The sequence below is a fragment of the Naasia aerilata genome (genome assembly GCF_030296595.1).
Taxonomy (GTDB): Bacteria; Actinomycetota; Actinomycetes; order Actinomycetales; family Microbacteriaceae; genus Naasia; species Naasia aerilata.
Genome location: NZ_AP027731.1, coordinates 1,621,705 through 1,644,920 on the forward strand (window position 1 = coordinate 1,621,705; position 23,216 = coordinate 1,644,920).

The window sequence follows — 23,216 nt, forward strand, 5'->3', positions numbered from 1 at the left end:
CTCCCGGTCGTGTCCGGCGCGGGGGAGAATCGGCCGCCCCGTTATCCTCGGGTGTGCTCAACACCGTCGCGGGGAACGTCGGCCTCCTCCTTCAGGCGGTGCTGTTCGCCGGGACGTACCTGCTCGCCGCGCCGCGCCGCGGGAGGCCCGTCGCCCTGCTCTACGCCGCCATGGTGGCGGTGAACGGCTACGCGCTCGTGCTGCTCGGCGCGATGCTCCTCGGCATCCCGTGGCAGTCCGCGAACCTCATCCTGGCCCTGGCCGCCGGAGTGTCGCTCGCGAGCGCCCCGCTGCGCTCGCGGCTGCGCCGGGCGTCGGCGGACATCGCCCCCATCCTGCGCCGGAACTGGGGCGCGATCGCGATCGTGGGCGCCCTCGTCCTCGTACAGGGCGTCGCCGCGGCGCTCGCGCCGGAGCTCTCCATCGACGGCCAGCTGTACCACGGGCCGACCCTCGCGCAGCTGGTCCAGCAGGGGACGCTGTGGGGCTGGGACGCGCCCAACCAGTACCTCTTCTACACCGACCTCACCATGGTGAGCGGACTCAACCTGGCCACCTTCACGGGCGCCGCGGTCTTCGACAACGGCATCCAGATCCCGCACCTGGTTCTCCTGATGCTGGCGATCAACGCGGCGCTGCGCACCCGCTTCGCCCGGTCCTGGATCCGCATGGCGCTCGCGGCCCTGCTGGTCACCGCGCCGGTGGTCTGGATGCAGCCGCGCATCCTCTACGTCGACGTCGCCTACGCGGGGGCCCTGGTCGCCCTCGTCGTGATGATCGCGACCGTGCGGCACACCCGCTCGCTCGACTTCGTCGTCGCCGGCATCGCAGGAGTCTCCATCGTCGCCATGAAGCCGGCGGGGATCCTGACCGGCGCCCTCCTCCTCGTCGCCTACGCCGCGGTCGCCGTGTGGCGCCTGCGCCGCGACGGTGCCCGGGTGCTGCCCACCCTCGGCCGGATCCTCGCCGCCTTCGTCCCCGCAGCCGTCCTCGCGAGCGGCTTCTACCTGCGCAACTTCGTCGTGTTCGGGAACCCGGTGTATCCGGTGAAGACGAAGGTCGGGCCCTCGACTTCCCGGGCATCATCGACCTCAGCGTCTTCGCCTCGGGGGACCGCGGATCGGGCCTCGTCGACCCGCTCCGCTGGCTCACCTACTCGCTCGACATCGGGGACGGGATCCTGCACGGCGTGACCAAGGTCGACTACGACCCCCGGTCCGGCGGCTTCGGCTACCTGCCCCTCCTCGTCGTCCTCCTCCTGGTCGCCCTCCTCCTCGCGCAGGCCGTCTGGCTGCGGCGTCGGCGGAGGGCGGGAAACGCTTCGCTCGTGCGCGGCGGCGGCTGGCGGGCGCAGGGCGTGATCGTCGTCCTGGCCCTCATCATCCTGCTGGTGCAGCCGGCCACCTTCGACGCGCGCTACGTGATCGGGCCGACGATCCTGCTGCTCACCGCGCTGCTGCTCACCACCCTCACCGTGACCGCGCCGCTCGTGTTCGAGGTGGTCGCCGGGGTGCTGGCGCTGCTGGCGGTCGTCGGCCAGGTCGCGTGGACCGAGAAGATGGTCTTCCCGGGGCTGTCCGACATCCGCCTCCTGCGGGCGCTTCCGGAGTCGGCCCAGCCGATCACCCCGGGCGGCGTGTGGGGGCGCGGCGAACCGATCTCCTGGCTCCCGGACGACGAGGGCTGCTACGACATCGCCCTCCAGACCTCCGGCGGGCTGTCGGAGGCCGGGATGCGCGAGTCGGCGCTGCTGTCGACCCTGCCGTACGGGCTCTACGGGCCGTCGCTGTGCAACGACGTGGAGCCGATCCAGATCGAGTCCTACGAGAGCACGGGATTCCGCTTCGCCGACCCGATTCCGACGGCCGACTACCTCGTCCTCTACCAGGACGACCTCGCCCGATGGCGCCGCCTGGTGCCCGACTCGGCGGACTGCTGGGTGCGCGTGCAGGAGATCGACGGGAACGAGAACTACCCGACCGCGGTCGACGTGCTCCGCAACGAGTGCCGCTGAGCTGAACCTGCGCGCCGGCGCATCGGCTGCCGAGGCTCAGCCGCGGGTCGAGAATCGCACCCGCGCGAACCGCGTGCGGCCACCGGGGAACCGGAAGGGAGTCCGCTTACCATTGCGAGCATGTCCGACGACCTTCTGGCCGCACGCCCGAACGACGACCGCGCGGCGGCGCCCTCGTCGGCGTCGTCATGGGCTCCGACTCGGACTGGTCCGTGATGAGCGCCGCCGCGCAGGTCCTCGCCGAGTTCGGGGTGGCCCACGAGGTCGCAGTCCGCAGCGCGCACCGCACCCCGGACCGGATGATCGAGTACGGCCGCACCGCGGCGTCCCGGGGCATCCGGGTGATCATCGCGGGCGCCGGGGGCGCCGCCCATCTGCCCGGCATGCTCGCGAGCGTCACGACGCTCCCCGTCATCGGCGTCCCGGTGCCGCTTGCCCGCCTCGACGGCCTCGACTCGCTGCTGTCCATCGTGCAGATGCCGGCCGGCGTGCCGGTCGCCGCCGTGTCGATCGGCGGTGCGACCAACGCCGGCCTGCTCGCGGTGCAGATCCTCGCCTCGGGCGACGCGGCACTGACCGCCCGCCTCGAGCAGCACCGCGCCGGCCTCGCCGAGCTCGTCGAGCAGAAGGACGCCGCGCTCCGCGCGAGCCTGAACCCTGTGGACAGCCCGTGACCAGGGTTCCGTCGCAGGTCGCCTACGCGGGCGCCGGACGAGCTCGCGACCGGTCCGGCGGCGGGCTGGGGGCGAGCAGCACCCTCCGGACGCCCAATCCCGTGACCGAGTCGGTGATGACCCGCCGCGGCTGGTTCCTGGTCGTGCTCAACCTCCTGGTCCCCGGATCCGCACAGGTGCTCGCGGGCAGCCGTCGGCTCGGCCGCTTCGCGCTCGGCGCGACGCTGATCCTCTGGGCCCTCGTCGTCCTCGCGGTCGTGCTGGCCGTCACGGCGCGCGGCGTCCTCTTCACCCTCGTGACCAATCCCATCGTCCTCTGGGTCGCGCAGGGGCTCCTCATCGCCTACGCGGTGCTGTGGGTGATCCTCACGCTCGACACCCTCCGCCTGGTGCGCTTCGTCCGCGTGCGCGGCGCGGCCCGGCCCGCCATCGCCCTCTTCTCCGTCGTCGCCCTCGTGCTGCTCACCGCGGGTGCCGGCTACGGGGCGGTGCTGGCGGGCGTCACGCGCTCGACCATCTCGAGCGTGTTCTCGGCCGCTCCGCCGGAGCCGCCGATCAACGGGCGCTACAACGTGATGCTGCTCGGCGGCGATGCGGGCCCCGACCGGGACGGACTCCGGCCCGACAGCGTCTCCGTGGTCAGCGTGGACGACTCCACCGGCAGCGTCGCGATGTTCGGTCTTCCCCGCGACCTCACGAACATCCCCTTCTCGGCCGATTCGCCGATGCTCGCGACCTACCCGAACGGGTACGGCTACGACGACACGTGCAACGTGGACGTCTGCCAGCTGAACTCGATCTACACCGAGGTCACGCTGAAGAGCCCGGAGCTCTACCCGAACGCCGTCGCCGAGGGCAGCGACCCGGGCATCGAGGCGATGCGCGACGCGGTCGAGGGGGCGCTCGGCATCCAGATCCAGTACTACGTCCTCATCGACATGCAGGGGTTCGAGCAGCTCATCAACGCGCTCGGCGGCATCACGATCGACGTCAAGGAGCGCCTGCCCATCGGCGGCGACGTCGACGAGGACGGCAACCCGATCACCGACGCGTGGCTCGAGCCCGGCGTGCAGCACATGGACGGCAACCACGCGCTCTGGTACGCCCGCTCCCGGCACGGCACGAGCGACTACGACCGGATGGTGCGCCAGCGCGAGGTGCAGGAGGCGATGCTCAACCAGCTCGACCCCGCCAACGTGCTGGTGCACTTCGAGAGCGTCGCGAAGGCCGGCGCCGACGTGGTGAAGACGGACATCCCGCAGGGGACGCTCGGCCACTTCGTCGACCTCGCGCTCAAGGCGAAGGGGCAGGCCGTCAACGACATCGAGTTCGTCCCGGACCTGATCGACCCGTCCGACCCCGACTACGACTTCATCCACCAGAAGGTGGCGGAGGCGATCGCCCCGCCTGCTGCCACGACGGGCGGCTGAGTCCGCGCCCCGGCGGGAGCCGACCCTGTCCCTCAACAGGCGTTTCTGCCCTGAACAGGAGGATCGGGCCGACTTCTGCCTGTTGGAGGCAGGAATGCCTGTTGAGGGAAGGTGACAAGGGCGGCAGAAGCGCCGGCGACGGCAGGCCCGCGCTCAGAGGTCGGCGTGGAGCTGCCAGACCTTCTCGCCCGAGTCGCGCCAGCTGAACGCCCGCGAGCGGTCGAGGCCCAGCACCGAGAGCTGGCCCAGGCGGTCGGAGTCGCTCAGCGTCTCGGTGATGGCGGCGGCGAACCGCTCGGCATAGCCGGCGCCCGGCTCGCGCGCGACCAGCACGGCGGCGCCGTCCGCAATCTCGACCAGGGCTGGCGCGTCCGAGCAGATCACCGGGGTGCCGAGCGAGAACGCCTCGACGACGCTGAGCCCGAAGCCCTCGCTGAGGCTCGGCATGACGTAGGCGGCGGCGCCGTCCAGCACGACCGCGAGCTCGGCGTCCTCGAGGACGCCCACGGCGTGCACCCGCTCGGCGGGGAGGCCCGCCTCCATCACGGCCGTGGCGAGGGTGCGACCGCCGTGCGCGTCCGGACCGACGACGACGAGGGGGAGGTCGGGGACACCGGGAAGGGCGAGGGCCTCCAGGACCACTTCGAGCGCCTTGCGCCGCTGCAGGCCACTCATGGCGACGAGGTAGTCGCCCGGCAGCTTGAGGCGGGCGGCGATCGCGTCCCGGTCCTCGGGGAGCACCAGGGAGGGCGCGCCGCCGATGACCCGCACCCGCTCGCCGAAGTCGATGTGCTGGGCGAGGTCGGTGGCCACCGCGTGGCTCGGCACGACGACGGCGTCCGCGTGCTTCCGGGCGCGCTTGGCCATGGCCCGGACCCAGCCGCCGCGGTCGCCGGCGGAGTCGGGATGCAGCCAGGGCGACGCGTCGTGGATGGTCACGACGGTCTGCTCCCCGGGCAGCCGGTTGCGGTCGTGGCCGCGCAGCGGCGCCAGCAGGGTCGTCGAGTGCACCATGCCGTGCAGAGGGACGGTGCTGATCCCGTGCTGCCAGGCGGCGTAGAGCTCGCGCCGGCTGAGGACCGTCTTGTGCAGGCCGCGGAGGCCGGGGAGACGCGCCAGCAGCGCGGCGTGCTCGGCGTCCGGCGCGGCCGAGACGACCCCCTCCACGTCGCAGTCCTGAGGCGCCGTGGCGATGAGTGCGCGGGTCAGCTCCTCGGCATAGCGGGCGATCCCGCGCGGGGACCCTTCGAGCGCGCTGTCGACGATCACGCGGAGGGTCACCATGGCGCTGAGGAGCCTATCGGGGGAGCCAGCGGGGGTTGGGGATTGCGCGGCGAGCCGATCCTCAGAACGACCGGCGAACCGGTCCGCCGCTCCTCGAGTCAGCCGCAGGCGGTGATCCGGTAGAGCGCCGCGTCGCCCTCCCGGGCGACCTCCTCGCCGATGGCGGCGGGGTCGGTCCGGTCGATGGCCGCGAAGGCCCCCGCCTGCGGATCCCCGTTCCACAGCAGCCCGGGCGCGACGAAGAGGTACTCGGCGCCGAGGCGGCCGAGGGCCGCGCACACCTCGGGGTTCGCGGCGAGCTGGTCGAGGCCGTTCGCGACCGTGAGACGGTCGGCGCCCCAGTCCCCGGTGAGGTGGGGGAACAGCGGCTCCCGGTCGCCGACGGCCCAGCTCAGGGTCGAGCCGTTCCAGGGGTTCCCTACGACGACCGCATCCTTCGGCGTGAGCTCGGGCAGGCGCTCGAGGAGGTCGAGCTCGTCCCGGTTCAGCAGCGCGCCGTCCTTCGGCCCATCGGGCACTTCGTAGACCGTGGCGATGGCCGCCCGCGTCTGGGTGAGGCTCGGTCCGAACCAGGCGGCCGCGAGGATCCCTGCGGTGAGGAGGGCGAGCCCGGCGGCGCCCGCGGTGCGCCTCGCCCGGCCCGCGGTGGCCGCCGCGCCCGCGTAGCGTGCCAGAGCTGCTGCCGCGAGAGGGACCAGGATCACCGGGAGGAGGGAGATCAGCCGGTACTTGTCCTTGTACCAGATGCCGGTGGCCAGCTTCGCGAAGTCCGAGTTGGAGCCGGCTGCCAGGCAGTAGAGGGCGGCAACGAGGAGCCAGGCGACCGCGGCCCAGCGCCATTCCGGGGTGACCACGGCCACGGCGAGAGCCGCGACGGCCAGCAGGCTCAGCAGCCAGGTGGGCGAGACGGCGGTCTCGGCGGGGGACGACCGGTGCGCCGAGCAGCGCCTGGAGGAACGACTGCCACATGTCCTGGTGGGCGGTCGCGGGACCGCCGTTGAGGTGGTCGGAGATGGGGCGGTTCGCGACGTCGAACGTGCGGTACACGTAGAGCCAGCCCAGCGTCCCCGCGACCACCAGCACCGCGAGCCCGCCGCCGCCGATGATCAGCACACGCCGCCGGCCCGCGGGGTCCGCCCACTGGCGGGCCACGATGCGCGCCCCCAGAGCAGGACGAGGGGCAGGCCGAGCACGACGAGGCCGAACAGCGACCGGGGATGGCTCATCCCCGCCGCGAGCGTCCACAGGGCCGCGCACGCGATGAGCACGAGCGGCCCGAGACGGGCCGCGTCGGGCTGAGGCACGACCCGCAGCACCAGGACGAGAAGAGCGAGTCCGGAGGGCAGCAGAGCGTAGGCGAGGCCGGTGGGGAAGAGCGTCCCCCAGTCGAGGAGCAGGTAGGGGGCGGCCGCGAACACGGTGGCGAGCGGGGCGGCGAGCAGTGCGACGAGCACGCGCGCCCGGTCCCCGAACGCGGTCGCGGCCAGGTAGACGACGCCGGGGATCCAGACGCCGCCGGTCACCGCGATCCAGGTCGCGTTTGTGGCGAGGGGGATGGGTGCGCCCGTCAGCTGCACCGTGGCGGCGACGAGGTCGTGCCAGGCCGCGGGGTAGAACTCGAGATCGGTCCCCGGGTGGGTCATCCGATAGAGGTCGAAGGAGGATCCGTCGCCCGTCGACAGGATGTAGGCCACCGCGTTGAGGTGGAAGATCCCGTCGTAGGTCGAGTTGACGGCGCCGAGCGGCACCCCGCCGAAGGCGATCAGTCCCGCGACCGCACCCGACGCGGCGATCGCCGCGAGCACGGCCAGCCCCCAGCCCGACAGGGGAAGGGCGGGCAGCCGCCGCCGGATCGCGACGCGGACGACCAGAACGAGGACCGCCGCCGCGAGGGGCTGCCACCAGAGGAAGGGGATGCCGAGGGGCGCGAGGAGCACGGCGATGCCTGCGGTCAGCGCGACGCTGAGCGGACCGGCGAGGCCCAGGAGGTGCAGGCCGCGCAGGCCGAGGGCGTAGGCCGCCACGGCGCCCGGAAGGACCACGATCAGCACGGCGCCGGCGAGGGCGGCGATCATCGCCGGGACGTCCCGGCGGCGGCGTGTCGGTTCAGGTCAGCTCCGTGTCTCGGGCGGAGCTCCACCCTAACCGCCGGGGTTGAGGGGAGCCGGGAGGGTCCGGGCGCGGCATGCGGAGTGCCCTCTCCGGGCCAAGTCACGGAGATCCGAGGTTGGCAGGAATCGCGCATGCGGCTCCGGGCGGATCTCGCGCTGGATCTCCGTGATTCGGTCCCGAACCGCGCGCGGCCGGGCGCCCGGCCTCCGCGGAGCGGGCAAGTAAGCTGTCGGCGATGGCAGCGACGAACGAGCGCGTCGCGGTCGTGGCCGTGATCGTCTCCTACAACAGGCGCGAGCTGCTCCTCGAGGCCGTGCAGGCGGTGCGCGACCAGACCGTCCCCGTCGCGGGGATCGTGGTGGTCGACAATGCCTCGACCGATGGCTCCGCGGATGCGGTGCGCGACGTCCCGGGGTCGACCTCCTCGAGCTCGACCGCAACGTCGGCGGGGCGGGAGGCTTCGCCGTGGGGCTCGCGCACGCGGTCGCCGTCCGCGGCGCCGACTGGGTGTGGCTGATGGACGACGACACCATCCCCACGCCGACGGCGCTGGACGCGCTCCTCGCCACCCTGGCCCGCATCCCGGCCGCCGTGCTCGGCGGATCCCGGGTGATCTGGACCGACGGCAGCGACCACCCGATGAACACGCCGCGCGAGAATCCCTTCGCATCGAAGCGGGCCAAGGCGGCCGCGACCGCCGCCGGGGGCTTGCCGTCCGCAGCTCATCCTTCGTCTCGATGCTGGTCAGCGCCCCCGCCGCGCTCCGGGCCGGGCTGCCGATCGCCGACTACTTCATCTGGAACGACGACTTCGACTTCTCGACGCGGGTCCTTCGCGGCCGGCCCGGCATGTTCGTCCCCGCGAGCGTCGTGGTGCACAAGACGAAGGCGCTCGGCTCGACCGACGTCGACCCTGGACCCCGCTTCTACTACGAGGTGCGCAACAAGCTCTGGCTGTTCCTCCGCTCGCGAGGGCTCAGCCTCCTCGAGAAGGCGGTGTACGGCGCGTCGACCGTGGTCCGCTGGGCGCGGACCATCGCCCGGTCCGCCGACCGTCGCGCCCTCCTGGCGCAACTGCCCAAGGCCGTCACAGACGGCCTCCGCCCGCCCCGCCCGAACGTCGAGGTGCTGGCCGGCCTGGGCGCGGGAAGCGCCGCCGTGACCGAGTTCGAGCGGCTCCGGGCCCTTCATGGCTGACGAGCCGTTCTCGCTCCTCCTGCCGGTCTACTTCCGCGACGACCCCGAGCACTTCCGGCTCGCGTTCAAGAGCAGCGTGCTCGACCAGACCCGGGCCCCCGACGAGGTCGTCCTCGTGCAGGACGGCCCGATCCCGCCCGCGCTCGACGAGGCGATCTCCGAGAGCGTGGAGGCCAGCCCCGTCCCGGTCACGCGCGTGCGCCTGGCGCAGAACGTCGGCCTCGCGGTTGCGCTCGAGAAGGGCCTCGAGGCCTGCAGGCACGGCATCGTCGCCCGGATGGACGCCGACGACGTCTCCCTGCCGGACCGCTTCGCCCGGCAGCTGGAGGTCCTCGCCACCGGCGTCGACATCGTGGGGACCGGAATGCTCGAGTTCCTCGACGACACGAAGGTCGTGAGCGGCCGCCGGGTCCCGCCCACCGGGCAGCAGGAGATCGTCCGGTACTCGCGGTTCCACGACCCCTTCAACCATCCGACGGTCGTGTACCGCAAGGCCGCCGTCCGGAAGGCCGGCGGCTACCAGCCGCTCGGGCTGATGGAGGACTACTGGCTCTTCGTGCGGATGATCGACTCGGGCGCGAAGGTCGCGAACCTGCCGGATCCGCTCGTGATGTACCGGGTCGGCGCGGGCGCCTACAACCGCCGCGGCGGCCTCGGCCAGTTCCGTGCCGAGCTCCGGCTGCAGCGACTGATGCGCGGGCGCGGCTTCACCACCCGCTCGCAGTACGCCCGCAACCTGGTGACGCGCGGGCTGTACCGGTTCCTGCCCGTCGCGGTCCGGAAGGTCCTCTACCAGCGCATCATCGTGCGGAACGTCCCGCACGGCTGACCGACCTCGCGGCTGAGCGCAGCTAGCGCAGGACGCCCGCGCGCTTCGCGGCCACGATCTGCGAGGCCTCCCCGAACGGCGAGCTCCAGCCCATCGCCGTGCGCGGCGTGGAGCTGACGGTGTAGCCGTCCGTTGGATAGGGGTACGCGAAGGTCTCGACGCGGCCCCACAGGGAGCCGGCCTCGACCATCTCGGTGGCGGGAGTCGAGACGGTCGCGATGCGGGCGACCCCGGCGAGTGCCCCGCCGCGGCGCTCGACCCAGATGTTGTCGGGGGCCACGTTGCCCCACGTCGTTGCGACGGCGGGCGGCTCGAGAATGCCGTCAGCGATGCGAATCGGCCGCTCGCAGGGGAACCAGAAGCTCGACTGCCACGCGACCAGGGTGGGTTCGCCGTGCTGCACGTAGTCGTTCATCCGCACGCCGTCCGCGAGCCGTGGCTCGCTGAAGCCGAACCACTTGCCCGCCCCGGTGCTGCCATCCACGCCGACCAGGCGGAGCACGGCACCGTCGCCCAGGTCGGCCGGTCCGAGGTCCATCGTGATGCTGCGCCAACCCGGCCGCACGGCGGCGTCGGTCAGCCAGAGCTCGTGGCGGACCGTCACGCGGTCGCCGCTGCGGGTGCCGACCTGCGCGATGACCCCCGTCGCGTCCTCGTCGGTGGCCGTTCCGCCCACGAGCACCGCGACACGCTGGCGATCGGCGAGGCTCGCGGGCAGCTCGTACCAGCCCGTCTCGCGCGCCGCGGACAGGCCGTCGGCGGAGTCCGCCCAGACGTCGAGATCGCCGGCAGGTGGCGGATCGCTCGCCGGCCAGCCGCCGAGGGGCAGCGCGTCGGGGTCGATCATCTCGGGCGCGGGGGTCTGCGCGATCGGCGCGGCGACGGGAATGACGGCCGCCACCCCGGTCGCCGCCGGCAGAGCGGAGCCGGAGGGGGCGTCCCACAGCGTGATGGCGTCCTCGGTCAGACAGGCCCGACCGCTGGGGTCCTTGAGGTTGGCGGCGCCCACCGAGTAGCTCGACAGGCCGCGCACGGCCGCGTTGGCGAACGTGCCGTAGAGGAACCCGGTGCTCAGGAGGAAGAAGACGCTGACGACGCCGGTCGCGGCGAACAGGATGCCGCCGCTGCGCCAGTCGAGACCTCGCCGGCGCAGCAGCAGGGCCACGCCGACGAGGGCGAGGACGAGGACGGGGCCCCAGATCTTGAGGCTGGCGAGGCCGAGGCTGCCGACCTGCGGCGGGACCCACGCGCGGTACAGGAACTGCCCCCAGGCGTACGCCCAGCTGTTCGGCCCCTGGAGGGACACGATGATGGGCGGCAGAAAGCTGACCGGCACGAGCACCAGCAGCCAGACGGGAAGGCGCCGGCCGCCGAGGACCTCCCGGACCACGCCCGGGGCGAGGAAGAACACCGTCGCGAGCAGCACCGGCCCCAGCACCGACAGGGCGCCGAAGTGGTGCGTCCACTTGCTCGTGGTGATCCAGAGCGCGACGAGCCCGATGGCGAGCGACCAGCCGGCGAGCGTCATCCGGAAGCCCAGCGGAGTCTTCCGGATGCGGCTCGCCACCCAGAGCAGTGCGAACCAGAGCAGGGCGACGAGGGCGACGAGGACCACGGCACGCTTCGCGAACGCGCCCATCGGCTCGCCCGACAGCAGGAGGCCGTAGCGGGCAGCCTCGTCGGTCCAGGTGAGCGGCTTCTCGACCGCGGCAAAGCGGGAGCTGCCGACGAGGAAGTCGTGCAGGCTGGCGTCGGCGAAGGCCGCGAACAGCGGCACGCTGCCCACCGACAGCACGGCGACCGTGCGGGCGACCGCCGAGGCGACCGTGCCGTTGCGCCGCGCGATCCGCCAGAGCGCCGGGATCGCCAGCAGCAGAGGGGCGAACGCGACGCCGCCCGTCGGATGCGCGGCGAAGGCGAGCCCCGCTGCCATGGCCCCGAACGCCGCCGGGAGCAGCGACCGCCGCTCGACGGCGCGTGCGACGAGCACGAGGGCGATGGCCGAGCCGAGTGCGCCGAGGATCTCGGGGCGCGTGCCGATCGCGTAGGGCAGCCACCACGCGCAGTAGACGAGGCCGAGGAACAGGTGGTCGCCCCGCCGGAACCAGGCGGTGCGCTCGCCCATCATGCGGTCGAGGAAGTGCCGCGTGAGGAACCAGGCGATCACGGCGGCGGCGAGGGCGGGCAGCCGCAGCCACACGGGGAGCGCCCCCGAGCTCCTGCCAGAAGTAGAACGCCTGCCAGAGCCACGTGAACGGCGTGAACGACTGGTTGAACATCTGGTAGTAGTTGCCGACATAGCCGCCATCGCCGTAGTTCAGCGCCATGTTGGCGTAGTAGCCGTCGTCGTCGGTCATCGGTCCGATGAACACCCAGCCCACCAGCGCGAGGACGACGACGGCGTCGGTGACCACGAAGCGGCGCCACCACGGGCGAGCCTCGGGCGCGGCGATGGCCCTCCAGCGCTCGCGGCTGTCCCGCTCGTCGAGCCACAGCAGCACGAGCGCGGCCGCGAGCGCGAGCCACAGCAGGATCATCAGGCCGACCTTGACCGGCGTCGGCGTGGTGTTGAAGTCGTCGACGACCTGCAGCTTCGCAGTCAGTGACGGGTCCTGCACGGTCGTGACTAGGGCGTCCACCTCGGGCGGCAGCACAGAGGGCCAGGTCAGCACCTGCTCGCCGTCCCGGGTCAGCGTCATCCCGCCCACATCCGAGTGCAGAGCGAAGGAGGCGCCTGCGGGGACCGGCACGTCCTCGGAGCTGCCGCCCGACGCGACGGTCAGGACGTCGCTGTCCACCGTCATCACGAGGCCCAGGGTCCTCGCGTCGTCGCGCTCGGGGTTCATGGTGGCGAACAGGGTGCCGCCCTGGGCGTCCCGGGCCGCCGACGAATCGAAGGCGAGGTCGAGGCGATACGGCGTCTGGTTGGTGAGGAGGAGGACCGTGGACCCCGCGCCCTCCTTGGGCCAGGACACGATCGTGTCCGACACCGTCACGGGTGCGACCGCCAGCCCGGCGCCGGCCAGGATCGCGAGCAGGCCGGCGATCCCCGCGCGGAGCGCGAGGCGTCGCTGCGGGGGCGCTGCGGGCTCGACCGGGACGGAGCCCTCCCCGGGCCGGATGCCTTCCCTGCTGCCCACGCTCACGAGCATCGAGGGTAATCGACGGGGACCGCGGGCTAGGCTGGCGGGATGGCGAGTCCCGTGTCGTCTCGGCGGCACGTCGCCCACACGGTCGGCGCAACGCTTCTCGCCGGCGCCCTCACCTACGTGTTCCTCGGCACCGTCTCGCGGTCGCTCGGCGCCGCCCAGTACGACCTCTTCTCCGTGTACTGGTCGCTGTCGCTCATCCTGGGCTTCGGCCTCTTCCTCCCCGTCGAGCAGGAGCTGTCCCGCGCCGGGGCGGGGGCCGCGGATGCGGCGGCGGCGGGGCGAGCGGGGCTGCGCATCGCTGCGGAGGTGGCCGGGGGATCGTGCTTCTGCTCCTCCTCTCCTCGCCCATCCTGATCTCGGCGGGGCTTCCCGCGGAGCCGCTGCTCGTCGCTGCAGGGTTCGTGGTCGTCTCGGCGATCCAGTTCGCCGCGCGCGGCTACCTCCTGGGCGCCCGTAGGTTCTCCGCCTACGCCAACGTGCTCGCCCTCGACGCCGTCCTCCGGGTCGTGCTCGCCGGCGCGCTGGCGCTCGCCGGAGCCCTCGTGCTGACGGGCCGCCTCTCGGCCCTCGCCTTCGCGCTCGCGCTGATGGTCGCGATCCTCCTGGCGCACGGGCCGATGCTCCGCCGGCCCCTGGCGAGCGCCCCCGCCGGCAGGGAGGATGTGCGGCGGATGCGCCGGGCCGTGCTCGGCCTCCTCGCCGGAACCGCGGCGGCCCAGGTGCTGCTCAACGTCGGCCCCATCCTCATCAACGCGGCGGCGGTCGAACCCGGGACCGCGGGCGCCTTCCAGTCGACCTTCTCGCTCGCGCGCATCCCGCTGTTCCTCCTCGTGCCGCTCCAGGGGGCGGTCGTCGCGCCGCTCGCCGGCCTCGTCGCGGAGGGGCGGACGGCGCGGATGACCGGCCTCATGCTGCGGCTGGCGGCCGGGATCGCCGTCGTCGGCGTGGTGGGCGCCGGCCTCGCGTGGCTGATCGGGCCCTGGGCGGTGGAGCTCGTCTTCGGTGCGGGACGATCGCTGCCCGGTGTGGATGTCGCACTGCTGGTGCTCGGCGTGTGCGTGCACGCGGGCCTCGTGCTGACGGCGGGAGCGCTCATCGCGGCGGAGCGGCACGGGCGGGCGTCCGTCGCCTGGGTCGCCGCCGTCCTGCTGTTCGCGATCGGCTGCGCCGCGCTGTGGGCGCCGCTCGGTCCCGTGGCCGCGGTCGCGGTCTCGTTCCTCGTCAGCTCCCTGCTCGGCTGGGTCCTCGCCCTGGGAGAGCTGGTCGCCGTCGGCCGGAGGGCCGCCGCCGGGGTGCCCGAGGTGCAGCGGGCAGAATAGGCGCATGGTGGACTGCGTTCTCGCCCTCAACTACTACGCCCCGTACGTCAGCGGCCTGACCAACGTCGCGCGGGACATCGCGGAGGGCCTGGCTGCTCGCGGCCACAACGTGACGGTGGTCGCGGCACAGCACGACAAGGACCTGCCGCTCGAGGAGGTCCGGGGCGGAGTGCGCGTTCTCCGGACGCCCGTCCGCCTCCGGATCGGCAAGGGCGTCGTGAGCCCGTCCCTCGTCGGGACGGTCCTCCGTGAGGCGCGGAACGCCGACGTGCTGAACCTGCACCTGCCGATGCTCGAGGCGGGATACATCGCACGCCGGGCCCGCAAGCTGCGTGCGGCCGTCGCGCTCACCTACCAGTGCGACGTGGCCCTGCCGCCCGGAGCTCTCAACCGCGTCCAGCAGCTCGCGATGGACCGCTCGAGCCGCACCGCCGCGCGGGCCGCCGACGCGGTGGCCGTGTCGTCGGACGACTATGCGGACGCCTCACGGATCGCCTCGGACCTCTCCGCCCGCCGCGTCGTGATCCCGCCCGGCTGCCACGACCGCACCGGCGGCGCCCCCACGTTCCGCGAGACGCCCGGCCTGCACGTCGGGTTCCTCGGCCGGCTGGTCGAGGAGAAGGGCATCGAGTACCTCGTGGAGGGGTTCACGAAGCTTCAGGATCCGGACGCCCGCCTGCTCATCGCCGGCAGCTTCTCGGCGGTGGCCGGCGGGTCCGTGATCGACCGGGTGCGGGCCGCGATCGGCGGCGACGAGCGCATCCGCGTCCTCGGGTTCCTGCCCGACGAGCAGCTCGCCGACTTCTACGCCTCGCTCGACGTGTTCGCCCTCACGTCGGTCAACTCGTTCGAGGCGTTCGGGATCGTGCAGGTCGAGGCGATGATGGCGGGCGTGCCCGCCCTCGCGTCGGACCTGCCCGGTGTGCGCCGCCCGGCCATGGAGACGGGCTTCGGCGTGGTCGTGCCGCGCCGCAACTCGGAGGCCATCACGCGGGCCCTCACCGAGCTGCCCGGCATGGCGTTCGACCGCGAGGCGTCCGCGCAGGAGGCGGCTCGGCTCTACGGCCTGCCAAGCGTCCTGGACCGCTACGAGGCGCTGTTCGAGCGGCTCGCGACCGGCGGCCGCGGACGGGATCAGGCCGGGAAGTAGATCGCGAGCGCGAGGATCACGAGCCACGCGGCCGCGAAGATCTGCAGCAGCCGGTCGCCGATGGCGATGTCCTCCGGCGCCTCGGCGTCACCGCGGTCGATGTGCTGGCAGTACCGCAGGACCGCCAGGATGAACGGCGCGACGGAGAGCGAGATCCACAGTCCCTTGGATCCGGCGAACGTCTCGAAGGCCCAGAGGCTGTAGCCGAGGATGAGGATCGTCGCGGCCGAGTGCCAGGCGAAGCCGAGGTAGCTCTGCGTGTAGCCCTTCAGGGAGCCGCGCACCTCGCCGGTGCGCTCGGCCTGGGCCAGGATCTCGGCGTAGCGCTTCCCGGCCACCATCAGCAGGGAGCCGAACACGGCGACGAGGAGGAACCAGCGGCTGAGGGCGATCCCGGTCGCCGCGCCGCCCGCGATCATGCGGAGCAGGAAGCCGGACGACACCACAGCGATGTCGAGGATCGGCTGGTGCTTGAGCCAGAAGCAGTACGCGAGCTGGACGACGTCGTAGACCGCCATGACGACGACGAGCTGCCAGTTCGCGAAGAAGGAGATGCCGAGGCCGGCGGCGAACAGGAGGACGGCGGCAGCGATCGCGATCGGGATGGGAACGGAGCCGGACGGGATGGGGCGGTGCCGCTTCTTGGGGTGCGCGCGATCCGATTCGACGTCGAGGACGTCGTTGACGAAGTACACGGCGGAGGCCGAGAGGCAGAAGGCGGCGAACGCCACGATCGTGGCGAGCGCCACGTCCAGCTCGAGGATGCGCGCGCCCACGAGCGGGGCGGCGAAGACGAGGAGGTTCTTCAGCCACTGCCGCGGGCGGGCGGTGTGGAGGATGCCCCCGAAGACGGAATGGCCGACAGGCGCTTCATCGGGGATGAGATCCGGCTCGCTAATCGGTGCTCCTTGTTCGAACCGGCCAGGTCGCCTGCCACCCTACCCGCCCCCGCCGAACCGGCCCCTTAGGCTCGGAGGGTGACCGCCACCCGACTGCACCTGGTCCGCCACGGCGAGGTCGCCAATCCCGGCAAGGTGCTCTACGGCCGCCTTCCCGGATTCGGGCTCTCGGACCGCGGGCGCGAGATGGCGGCCCGTGCCTCCGAGGCGCTGGCCGAGCTCGGCCGCCCCGTCTCGCGGATCCTCTCCTCGCCGCTCGAGCGGGCCGTTGAGTCGGCGGAGCCGATCGCGCAGCGATTCGGCCTCGAGATCGAGAAGCGCGAGGGCCTCATCGAGGCGATGAGCCACCTCGAGGGCGGGCAGTACTCGATGGACCTCTCGATCCTCGGCAAGCCCGCGGCCTGGCGGTACCTGGTCAACCCGCTGCGGCCCAGCTGGGGGAGCCCTTCCGCGTCGTGGCCGACCGGGTCCGCGCCGAGATGGACGAGGCCTGGACGTCGACGGCCGGCGGCGACGTCGTGATCGTCAGCCACCAGCTGCCGATCTGGATGGCGCACCGGTTCGTGGCCCGCAAGCCGCTCTTCCACGATCCTCGCGCCCGGCGCTGCGCCCTCTCCAGCATCACGAGCTTCGAGCGGGAGGGGGACACCTGGCGCGAGGTCGGCTACGCGAGCCCCGCTCAGGACCTGGTCGACGCGAAGCGGGACACCGGCGCGGTCTGAGCGCCGCACGGCCGGGTCCGCGACGCTCGTGCGCCCGCTCACGTATCGTGTAGCGGTCGGGAGGGGATCGGGTGGTCGAAGCGCGCGTCGAGCTGGCGTCGAGGTCGCAATCGCGTCTGCGGCTGCTGGATCTGCTGAGGCTCGTCGCCGCGCTCGGCGTGGTCGCCTACCACTACACCGCTCGCCAGAATCCGGCATGGGGAACGGACGAGCCGGCGCGGCTCTGGTCGCCGCTCAGCTCGGTGACGGCGTACGGCTCGCTCGGCGTCCAGCTGTTCTTCCTCATCAGCGGTTTCGTGGTGCTGATGAGCGCCATCGGGGCCGACGTGCCGCGCTTCGTCGCCTCCCGGGTCAGCCGCCTGTTCCCCGCCTACTGGGTCGCCGTGCTGGCAACGGGCGCCCTGCTCTTCCTCGACCGCAGCATCACCCTCGGCGGCAACTGGGAAGGCCTCGGCGTCCCGGGGGTCCTGGTGAACCTCACCATGATGCAGCAGGCCTTCGGAGTGCCGCATGTCGACGGCGTGTACTGGACGCTCTGGGTCGAGCTCAAGTTCTACGTGATCCTCGGCGTCTTCCTCCTGGTGGGCATCACGCGGCAGCGGATCCTCGCGCTCGCAGTGGTCTGGCCCGTCGCGGCCGCTCTCCTCGCGGGAGCGCAGATCCCGATCGCCGACGAGCTGCTCATGCCCTCGTATGCGCCGTTCTTCGCGACAGGGATGCTGCTGTTCCTCGTCTATCGCGAGGGGTGGTCGCTCGTCTCCGCGTTGGCGCTGCTGCTGAACTGGACCCTCCTCGTCCGGCTCGCGTTCACGGACGGCGTCAAGTTCGTCAGCGACAACACAGCGGTGGGGTCCAGTCCGTACCTCGTCGCCGCTGTGTTCACCGCGTTCGTGGTCGGCATCGCGCTCGTCACCCAGACGCGGCTCGCGCTCGTGAACTGGAAGTGGCTGACACTCGCCGGTGCGCTCACCTACCCGGTCTACCTCCTGCACGAGGTGTGGGGCTGGTGGCTCATCTCGAAGCTCGCGCCCGTGCTGCCGAAGACGGTCGTCCTGGCGCTCGTCGTCGGGATCATGCTGGTGGCGGCCTACCTCCTGCACCGGCTCGTCGAGCGGCCGCTCGGGCCGGCGCTCCGCCGGCGGCTCGAGGCGGGCCTCCGCTTCCCTCCCGCGCTGAGGCGGCCCGCCGGAGCGTCGCCGGCGCCCGCGCCGGCGCCGGCGCCGGCAGCGGAAGCACCCGCGGGAGCCGGAGCCGATCGCCCGTATGCCGCTCAGCCCGAGCGCGTGCCCTCCGCCTGACGGCGTCGAGGCGCCCCCTGTGCGTGACACCCGGCAAGCAGGTGTCCTCCTGCGCAGGCCCGCCAGGTGCCCCCTCCAGGGGGCTCGCAGAGGGCGGTCCGCTATCGTTGCCGGAGGATTTCTGGGGAGAGGACCCGTGTGAACGCAGATCTACTGGTTGTGGGATCGGGCTTCTTCGGCCTGACGGTCGCCGAGCGAGTCGCAGAGGAGCTCGGGCTGCGGGTGATGGTCATCGACCGCCGCTCCCACATCGGTGGCAACGCGTTCAGCGAGAACGAGGCGGAGACCGGCATCGAGGTGCACCGCTACGGCGCCCACCTCTTCCACACGTCCAACGAGCCCGTGTGGCAGTACGTGAACCGCTTCACGAAGTTCACCGACTACGTGCACCGCGTCTACACGAACTTCCGCGGCGAGGTCTATCCGCTGCCCATCAACCTGGGCACGATCAACCAGTTCTTCCGGTCCGCGTACTCGCCGGCCGAGGCGCGGGCGCTCATCGCCGAGCAGGCGTCCGAGCTCGACACGAGCGAGGCGAGGAACCTCGAGGAGAAGGCCGTATCCCTCATCGGGCGGCCGCTCTACGAGGCCTTCATCCGCGACTACACGGCGAAGCAGTGGCAGACCGACCCGACGCAACTGCCCGCCGAGGTGATCAGCCGCCTGCCCGTCCGGTACACCTACGACAACCGGTACTTCAACGACACCCACGAGGGTCTTCCCGTCGACGGGTACACCGCGTGGCTCGAGCGGATGGCGGACCACCCGCGCATCGAGGTGCAGCTCGACACCGACTACTTCGACGCCTCGCAGCCGCTGAACAAGCAGGCCACCGTCGGGCAGCTCCCCGTCGTGTACACCGGGCCGATCGACCGCTACTTCGACTTCGCAGCGGGCGAGCTGCAGTGGCGCACCCTCGACTTCGAGGAGGAGGTGCTCCCGGTCGGCGACTTCCAGGGCACTCCTGTCATGAACTACGCAGGCAGCGACGTGCCGTACACGCGCATCCACGAGTTCCGCCACTTCCACCCGGAGCGCGACTACCGCACCGACAAGACGGTCATCATGCGGGAGTTCTCGCGCTTCGCGACGCGCGACGACGAGCCCTACTACCCGGTGAACACCCCCGAGGACCGTGACCGCCTCCTCCAGTACCGCGAGCTGATGAAGGGGGAGCAGGACGTCCTCTTCGGCGGCCGCCTGGGCACGTACCAGTACCTCGACATGCACATGGCGATCGGAGCCGCGCTCTCCGCCTACAGCAACAAGGTCGCGCCGATGTTCGAGAAGGTCAGCTGATGACGTCCACCCTGCCCGCCGCCGTCCCGGTCGGGACGGCCGTCGACCTCGACCTCGTGCAGCGGGTCATCCTGCCTGCCGAGCACGACCCGGACATCCTCCCGCTCTACGTCGACGCGGACACGTGGACGTCGTTCCCCCTCTACGAGGACGAGGGGACGCTGCAGCAGCAGCGCGGCTTCCTCCAGCCCGACACGGACCGCGCGGTCGTGCGGCTGTCCGAGCGCGGCGTCCTCGGCTCCCTGATCGAGGACCGCGGCTTCCGCGTCCCGCATCGCAGGAAGGTGTCCTTCGGCACCTACTTCAACGCCTTCCCGACCTCGTACTGGCGCCGCTGGACGACGCTCGAGGGCATCACGCTCCGGGTGCGCACGAGCGGCGAGGGCCAGATCCTCCTCTACCGCTCGAACGCCCGCGGTGTGGTGCAGCGGGTCGACTCCGTCAGCGTCAGCGGCGACAACACGGCCGAGTTCGAGCTCGACTTCGCGTTCTTCACCGACGGCGGCTGGTACTGGTTCGACCTGGCGGCCGAGGAGCAGGACTTCGCGCTCGAGGAGGCCGGCTGGTACGCGCCGGCCGGCTCCTCGCCCACCCGCGGTCGCTCCGGCACCACGAGCGTGGCGATCACCACCCTGAACAGAGGCGAGTACTGCGCCAAGCTGCTCGCCGACATCGGCTCGCGCCCCGATGTGCTCGCGCTCGTCGATCGCGTCTTCGTCGTCGACCAGGGCAGCGAGAAGATCAAGGACGCGGCGGGCTTCGCGCTGGCGCAGGAGCGCCTCGGCGCGAAGCTCCGGGTCATCGAGCAGGCGAACATCGGCGGCTCCGGCGGCTTCGCGCGGGGCATGTTCGAGACGCTCGAGGCGGGGGAGAGCGACAACGTCCTCCTCCTCGACGACGACATCGCGATCGAGCCCGAGAGCATCCGCCGGGCGCTGAAGTTCGGCGACTACCTCACCGCGCCAGCCATCGTCGGCGGCCACATGTTCGACATGTACGACAAGAGCCACCTCCTCGCCTTCGCCGAGGGGGTCGAGCGCTGGAACTTCATGTGGGGCCCCATCACGCCTCCCGGGCACGACTTCGCGACGTCGAACCTGCGGCAGACGCGATGGCTGCACCGGCGCGTCGACGCCGACTACAACGGCTGGTGGATGTCGATGATCCCCGTCGAGGTGCTCCGCGAGACGGGGCTGTCCCTGCCGGTGTTCATCAAGTGGGACGACGCCGAGTACTCCCTCCGCGCGGCCGAGCGCGGCTTCCCCACCGTCACGCTGCCCGGCGCCGCCGTGTGGCACATCTCGTGGGTGGACAAGGACGACTCGCAGGACTGGCAGGCGTTCTACCACGCGCGCAACCGACTGGTCGCCGCGCTGCTGCACTCCCCGTTCCCGAAGGGCGGCGGGCTCACTCGCGCGAACCTCGCACTCGACCTCAAGCACCTGCTGTCGATGCAGTACTTCGCCGCGGCGGCGCGCGCCGAGGCGTATCGGAGCGTGCTGGCCGGGCCGGAGTCGCTCTTCGCCGAGCTCGGCACCCGGCTGCCGAAGGTCCGGGAGCTGGCGAGCCGCTTCCCGGACGGCGTCCCCATCCGCGACAAGAACGCCCTTCCCGTCGTCCGGCCGGGCGGTCCTGCTCCGCAGTCGCACAAGCGCAACTACCCGACGCGGGCCGAGACGCTGCCGTGGCTGGCGAAGACCCTCCGCCGGCACTACCTGCAGCCGGCCTCGGTGAAGGACGAGACGCCGCCGCAGGTCCACCTGCCCTTCTCGGACGCGCGCTGGTGGGTGGTGCCGGCCTACGACAGCCTCCTGGTCACCAACGCCGAAGGGTCGGGCGTCCTCTGGCACCGCCGGGACCGGGGGCTGTTCCGGTCCGGACTCTGGCGATCCATCCGCTTCCGGCAGCGGCTCCGCGCGGAGTGGCCGGAGCTCTCCCGCCGCTACCGCGAGAGCCTCGGAGACCTGACGAGCGTGGAGTCCTGGCGGCGGGTCTTCTCCGGCACGGAGTGAGCCGGCCGGCGCCGGCCCCCGCCCCGGGCGAGGTCCGGGTGCTCCCGGAGGGGATCGTGCTCGCGCAGGGACTCTCCGGTCCGGTGGACGTGCACATCAACGGCCACCGCGTGTGGTCGCCTGCGCTGCCCGCGGCGACCGGCCCGGTGGAGCTGAGCTGGCCGCCCGCCCTCCTGCCCTACCTCGTGGGCACGGCGGAGGTCGAGCTGCGGAATCCCATCGACGGGTCGCTCCTGGCGGCCGGCTCCGGGCGGTTCGGCGACTCGGACGCCCCGATCGAGCTCGTCGACGACCACGGACGCCGCCTCGTGGTCACGAAGTGGGGCAACGTCGGCGTCTCCATCGAGGGTGCGGACGAGGAGCTCGGGGCGCGCATGCTGCACCGTGCGACGGTGCTCATCGACGACGTCCGCGCGGACGGCTACGTGCCGTTCATCGTCGGCGGAACGCTTCTCGGCGCTGCTCGGAGCGGGAACGTGCTCCCGCACGACGACGACATCGACCTCGCCGTTCTGCTGCCCGCGGACAGCTCGCCCGCCGACCTCGTGCTCGAGTCCTTCCGCCTGCAGCGGCTGCTCGAGCAGCGCGGGTACGCGATCGTGCGGCACAGCGCCGCCCACCTGCAGATCACGTTCCTCTTCGACGGCGGCGTGACCGACCACTACATCGACATCTTCCTCGCCTGGTATCGGGACGGGTGGTTCTACGAGCCGCTCGCCATGCAGGTCCCCGCCGAGGCCGTCGCGATCGAGCCCCTGACCACCGTGAAGCTCGGCGGACTCGACTTCCCGGCCCCGGCCGACGTCGACGGCTGGCTGGCCGCCTGCTACGGCCCCGGCTGGCGCACCCCCGATCCGTCGTTCCGCTTCGAGGTGCCGCTGCGCACCCGGCGCCGCTTCTGGAACTGGTTCGGCAACTTCAACCTGCACCGCACCTACTGGACTCGTCCGGGCGCCGCGCTTTCCGGCGACGCTCGGGTGACCGACGACCTGCTCGCCTGGCTCCCGCCCCGTGGACTCGTCGTGGACCTCGGGTCCGGCGACGCGGGCGCCAGCCGCTGGTTCGCGGAGGCGGGCTTCGACGTCCTCGCCGTCGACTTCGAGTTCCTCGCGATCGCCGCAGCCGAGGCGGCGGGGGTGCGCGCGCGGCGGACGAACTTCAACGACGACAGCGACGTCCTGGATCTCGCCGTCGACCTGATCCGGACCGGAAAGCCGGTGTCCTTCTACGCCGGCCACACGTACGAGGGGCTGAGCGCCGAGGGCGAGCGGAACATCCTGCGCCTGCTGCGCTGGACCATGTCCGAGGGCAGCGTGGCGGTCTTCGACTGCTGGAGCGAGATCGCGGGCGCCTACCGGTTCGAGGACCCCACGACCTGGCACGTCGACTTCGAGGACATCGCGCGGAACGCGCACCTGGCGCGGTGCTCGGCGACGCTCGTCGAGGAGGGTGTGCGTGCGACGCCGCATGGACCCAGGTCCTGGCAGCGGACCAGGCTGACCCGACTACCCGAGGGAGAGAGCACATGACGGACGCACCGAGCGGCGGGGGCGTGGACGCCCCGCAGCAGAGCATCCAGGAGCTCACCGCGAGAGTGGATGCCCTGGAGACGGCGATCGCCGAGCTCCGGGAGGAGATCGACGAGACCCGCCGCGACGACCGCAGGGTGGCCGAGCTCTACGACCTGGTCTTCGAGCGATTGAAGTCCGCCCGGCTCTGAGCGGAGGTGCGCGTGGTGCGGACATTCGCCACCCCGCCGCCGGCCCGCGCCTGTCCGCACGACCCGCGGCATCGAAGCGCGCGGCGCGTCAGCCCTGGCGGACGTC

At 72.1% G+C, this 23,216-nt stretch carries 20 protein-coding genes and 3 pseudogenes; 17 read left to right on the top strand and 6 right to left on the bottom strand.

Going from position 1 to position 23,216, the window contains the following annotated elements:
• Positions 1-53: 53 nt before the first annotated feature.
• The 4 genes from QUE51_RS08710 (at position 54) to QUE51_RS08725 (ending at position 4,118) form a co-directional block, all read left to right on the top strand.
• Positions 54-1,193 (top strand): hypothetical protein, encoded by a 1,140-nt coding sequence (locus tag QUE51_RS08710; protein WP_286279122.1) that lies wholly within the window; start codon positions 54-56, stop codon positions 1,191-1,193.
• Positions 1,190-2,014: a hypothetical protein gene (locus QUE51_RS08715; protein ID WP_286279123.1), complete on the top strand. Its 825-nt coding sequence runs from the start codon at positions 1,190-1,192 to the stop codon at positions 2,012-2,014. Before QUE51_RS08710 ends, QUE51_RS08715 begins: the two co-directional genes overlap by 4 nt.
• 188 nt (positions 2,015-2,202) lie before the next feature.
• Positions 2,203-2,688 carry a 5-(carboxyamino)imidazole ribonucleotide mutase gene (gene purE / locus QUE51_RS08720; RefSeq protein ID WP_286279125.1) on the top strand — a complete coding sequence of 162 codons (486 nt, stop codon included), beginning with the start codon at positions 2,203-2,205 and terminating at the stop codon, positions 2,686-2,688.
• Positions 2,685-4,118: an LCP family protein gene (locus QUE51_RS08725; protein WP_286279127.1), complete on the top strand. Its 1,434-nt coding sequence runs from the start codon at positions 2,685-2,687 to the stop codon at positions 4,116-4,118. Before purE ends, QUE51_RS08725 begins: the two co-directional genes overlap by 4 nt.
• Before the next feature lie 153 nt (positions 4,119-4,271).
• Here the strand turns inward: QUE51_RS08725 and QUE51_RS08730 are convergent, their stop codons facing one another.
• The 3 genes and pseudogenes from QUE51_RS08730 to QUE51_RS08740 form a co-directional block, all read right to left on the bottom strand.
• The gene (locus QUE51_RS08730; protein WP_286279128.1) at positions 4,272-5,402 is read right to left on the bottom strand and encodes a glycosyltransferase family 4 protein; all 1,131 of its coding nucleotides are present in this window, start codon (positions 5,400-5,402) and stop codon (positions 4,272-4,274) included.
• Between the two features lie 98 nt (positions 5,403-5,500).
• Positions 5,501-6,310, bottom strand: a pseudogene (locus QUE51_RS08735) (DUF6541 family protein); the annotation flags it as partial.
• A 198-nt stretch (positions 6,311-6,508) separates the two neighbouring features.
• Positions 6,509-7,477, bottom strand: coding sequence for a DUF6541 family protein (locus tag QUE51_RS08740; RefSeq protein WP_286279130.1), 969 nt, complete (start codon positions 7,475-7,477; stop codon positions 6,509-6,511).
• Between the two features lie 272 nt (positions 7,478-7,749).
• Between QUE51_RS08740 and QUE51_RS08745 the strand changes: the two are divergent.
• The 3 genes and pseudogenes from QUE51_RS08745 to QUE51_RS08755 all read left to right on the top strand — a co-directional run.
• Positions 7,750-8,108 (top strand): annotated as a pseudogene (locus tag QUE51_RS08745) (glycosyltransferase); the annotation flags it as partial.
• Positions 8,109-8,251: 143 nt separating this feature from the next.
• Positions 8,252-8,710: a glycosyltransferase family protein gene (locus tag QUE51_RS08750; protein ID WP_286279503.1), complete on the top strand. Its 459-nt coding sequence runs from the start codon at positions 8,252-8,254 to the stop codon at positions 8,708-8,710.
• Positions 8,703-9,539 carry a glycosyltransferase gene (locus QUE51_RS08755; protein WP_286279131.1) on the top strand — a complete coding sequence of 279 codons (837 nt, stop codon included), beginning with the start codon at positions 8,703-8,705 and terminating at the stop codon, positions 9,537-9,539. Before QUE51_RS08750 ends, QUE51_RS08755 begins: the two co-directional genes overlap by 8 nt.
• Before the next feature lie 22 nt (positions 9,540-9,561).
• Here QUE51_RS08755 and QUE51_RS08760 read toward each other — a convergent pair whose 3' ends face one another.
• Together QUE51_RS08760 and QUE51_RS17990 are read right to left on the bottom strand one after the other, a co-directional pair.
• Positions 9,562-11,706: an arabinosyltransferase domain-containing protein gene (locus QUE51_RS08760; RefSeq protein ID WP_286279132.1), complete on the bottom strand. Its 2,145-nt coding sequence runs from the start codon at positions 11,704-11,706 to the stop codon at positions 9,562-9,564.
• 97 nt (positions 11,707-11,803) lie between these two features.
• Positions 11,804-12,691 (bottom strand): annotated as a pseudogene (locus tag QUE51_RS17990) (arabinosyltransferase domain-containing protein); the annotation flags it as partial.
• A 39-nt stretch (positions 12,692-12,730) separates the two neighbouring features.
• Here QUE51_RS17990 and QUE51_RS08770 point away from each other — a divergent pair.
• Genes QUE51_RS08770 through QUE51_RS08780 form a run of 3 tightly spaced genes read left to right on the top strand, consistent with a single transcriptional unit; the run spans position 12,731 to position 15,160 of the window.
• On the top strand, positions 12,731-13,045 hold the full coding sequence (locus tag QUE51_RS08770; protein WP_286279134.1) for a hypothetical protein: 315 nt from the start codon (positions 12,731-12,733) through the stop codon (positions 13,043-13,045).
• Complete coding sequence (locus tag QUE51_RS08775) at positions 13,012-14,010, top strand: lipopolysaccharide biosynthesis protein (RefSeq protein ID WP_286279136.1); 999 nt, start codon at positions 13,012-13,014, stop codon at positions 14,008-14,010. Before QUE51_RS08770 ends, QUE51_RS08775 begins: the two co-directional genes overlap by 34 nt.
• A 4-nt stretch (positions 14,011-14,014) precedes the next feature.
• Positions 14,015-15,160: a glycosyltransferase family 4 protein gene (locus QUE51_RS08780; RefSeq protein ID WP_286279138.1), complete on the top strand. Its 1,146-nt coding sequence runs from the start codon at positions 14,015-14,017 to the stop codon at positions 15,158-15,160.
• On the opposite strand, the gene QUE51_RS08785 is transcribed toward QUE51_RS08780, so the two are convergent.
• A complete protein-coding gene (locus QUE51_RS08785) occupies positions 15,145-16,059 on the bottom strand; it encodes a decaprenyl-phosphate phosphoribosyltransferase (RefSeq protein WP_350226766.1) in 915 nt (304 codons plus the stop codon). The two genes, QUE51_RS08780 and QUE51_RS08785, sit on opposite strands and share 16 nt — an antisense overlap.
• A gap of 78 nt (positions 16,060-16,137) precedes the next feature.
• Between QUE51_RS08785 and QUE51_RS08790 the strand changes: the two genes are divergently transcribed.
• The 7 genes from QUE51_RS08790 (at position 16,138) to QUE51_RS08815 (ending at position 23,110) form a co-directional block, all read left to right on the top strand.
• On the top strand, positions 16,138-16,581 hold the full coding sequence (locus QUE51_RS08790; protein ID WP_350226747.1) for a histidine phosphatase family protein: 444 nt from the start codon (positions 16,138-16,140) through the stop codon (positions 16,579-16,581).
• Positions 16,515-16,781, top strand: coding sequence for a histidine phosphatase family protein (locus tag QUE51_RS17995; protein WP_350226748.1), 267 nt, complete (start codon positions 16,515-16,517; stop codon positions 16,779-16,781). Before QUE51_RS08790 ends, QUE51_RS17995 begins: the two co-directional genes overlap by 67 nt.
• Positions 16,782-16,852: 71 nt before the next feature.
• On the top strand, positions 16,853-18,079 hold the full coding sequence (locus tag QUE51_RS08795; protein WP_286279140.1) for an acyltransferase family protein: 1,227 nt from the start codon (positions 16,853-16,855) through the stop codon (positions 18,077-18,079).
• A gap of 138 nt (positions 18,080-18,217) precedes the next feature.
• Positions 18,218-19,378: a UDP-galactopyranose mutase gene (glf, locus tag QUE51_RS08800; protein ID WP_286279142.1), complete on the top strand. Its 1,161-nt coding sequence runs from the start codon at positions 18,218-18,220 to the stop codon at positions 19,376-19,378.
• Positions 19,378-21,390: a glycosyltransferase gene (locus tag QUE51_RS08805; protein ID WP_286279143.1), complete on the top strand. Its 2,013-nt coding sequence runs from the start codon at positions 19,378-19,380 to the stop codon at positions 21,388-21,390. Before glf ends, QUE51_RS08805 begins: the two co-directional genes overlap by 1 nt.
• Positions 21,387-22,919 carry a LicD family protein gene (locus QUE51_RS08810; protein ID WP_286279144.1) on the top strand — a complete coding sequence of 511 codons (1,533 nt, stop codon included), beginning with the start codon at positions 21,387-21,389 and terminating at the stop codon, positions 22,917-22,919. The genes QUE51_RS08805 and QUE51_RS08810 overlap by 4 nt, the downstream gene beginning before the upstream one ends.
• The gene (locus tag QUE51_RS08815) at positions 22,916-23,110 is read left to right on the top strand and encodes a DUF6752 domain-containing protein (protein ID WP_286279145.1); all 195 of its coding nucleotides are present in this window, start codon (positions 22,916-22,918) and stop codon (positions 23,108-23,110) included. Before QUE51_RS08810 ends, QUE51_RS08815 begins: the two co-directional genes overlap by 4 nt.
• Positions 23,111-23,216: the final 106 nt, after the last annotated feature.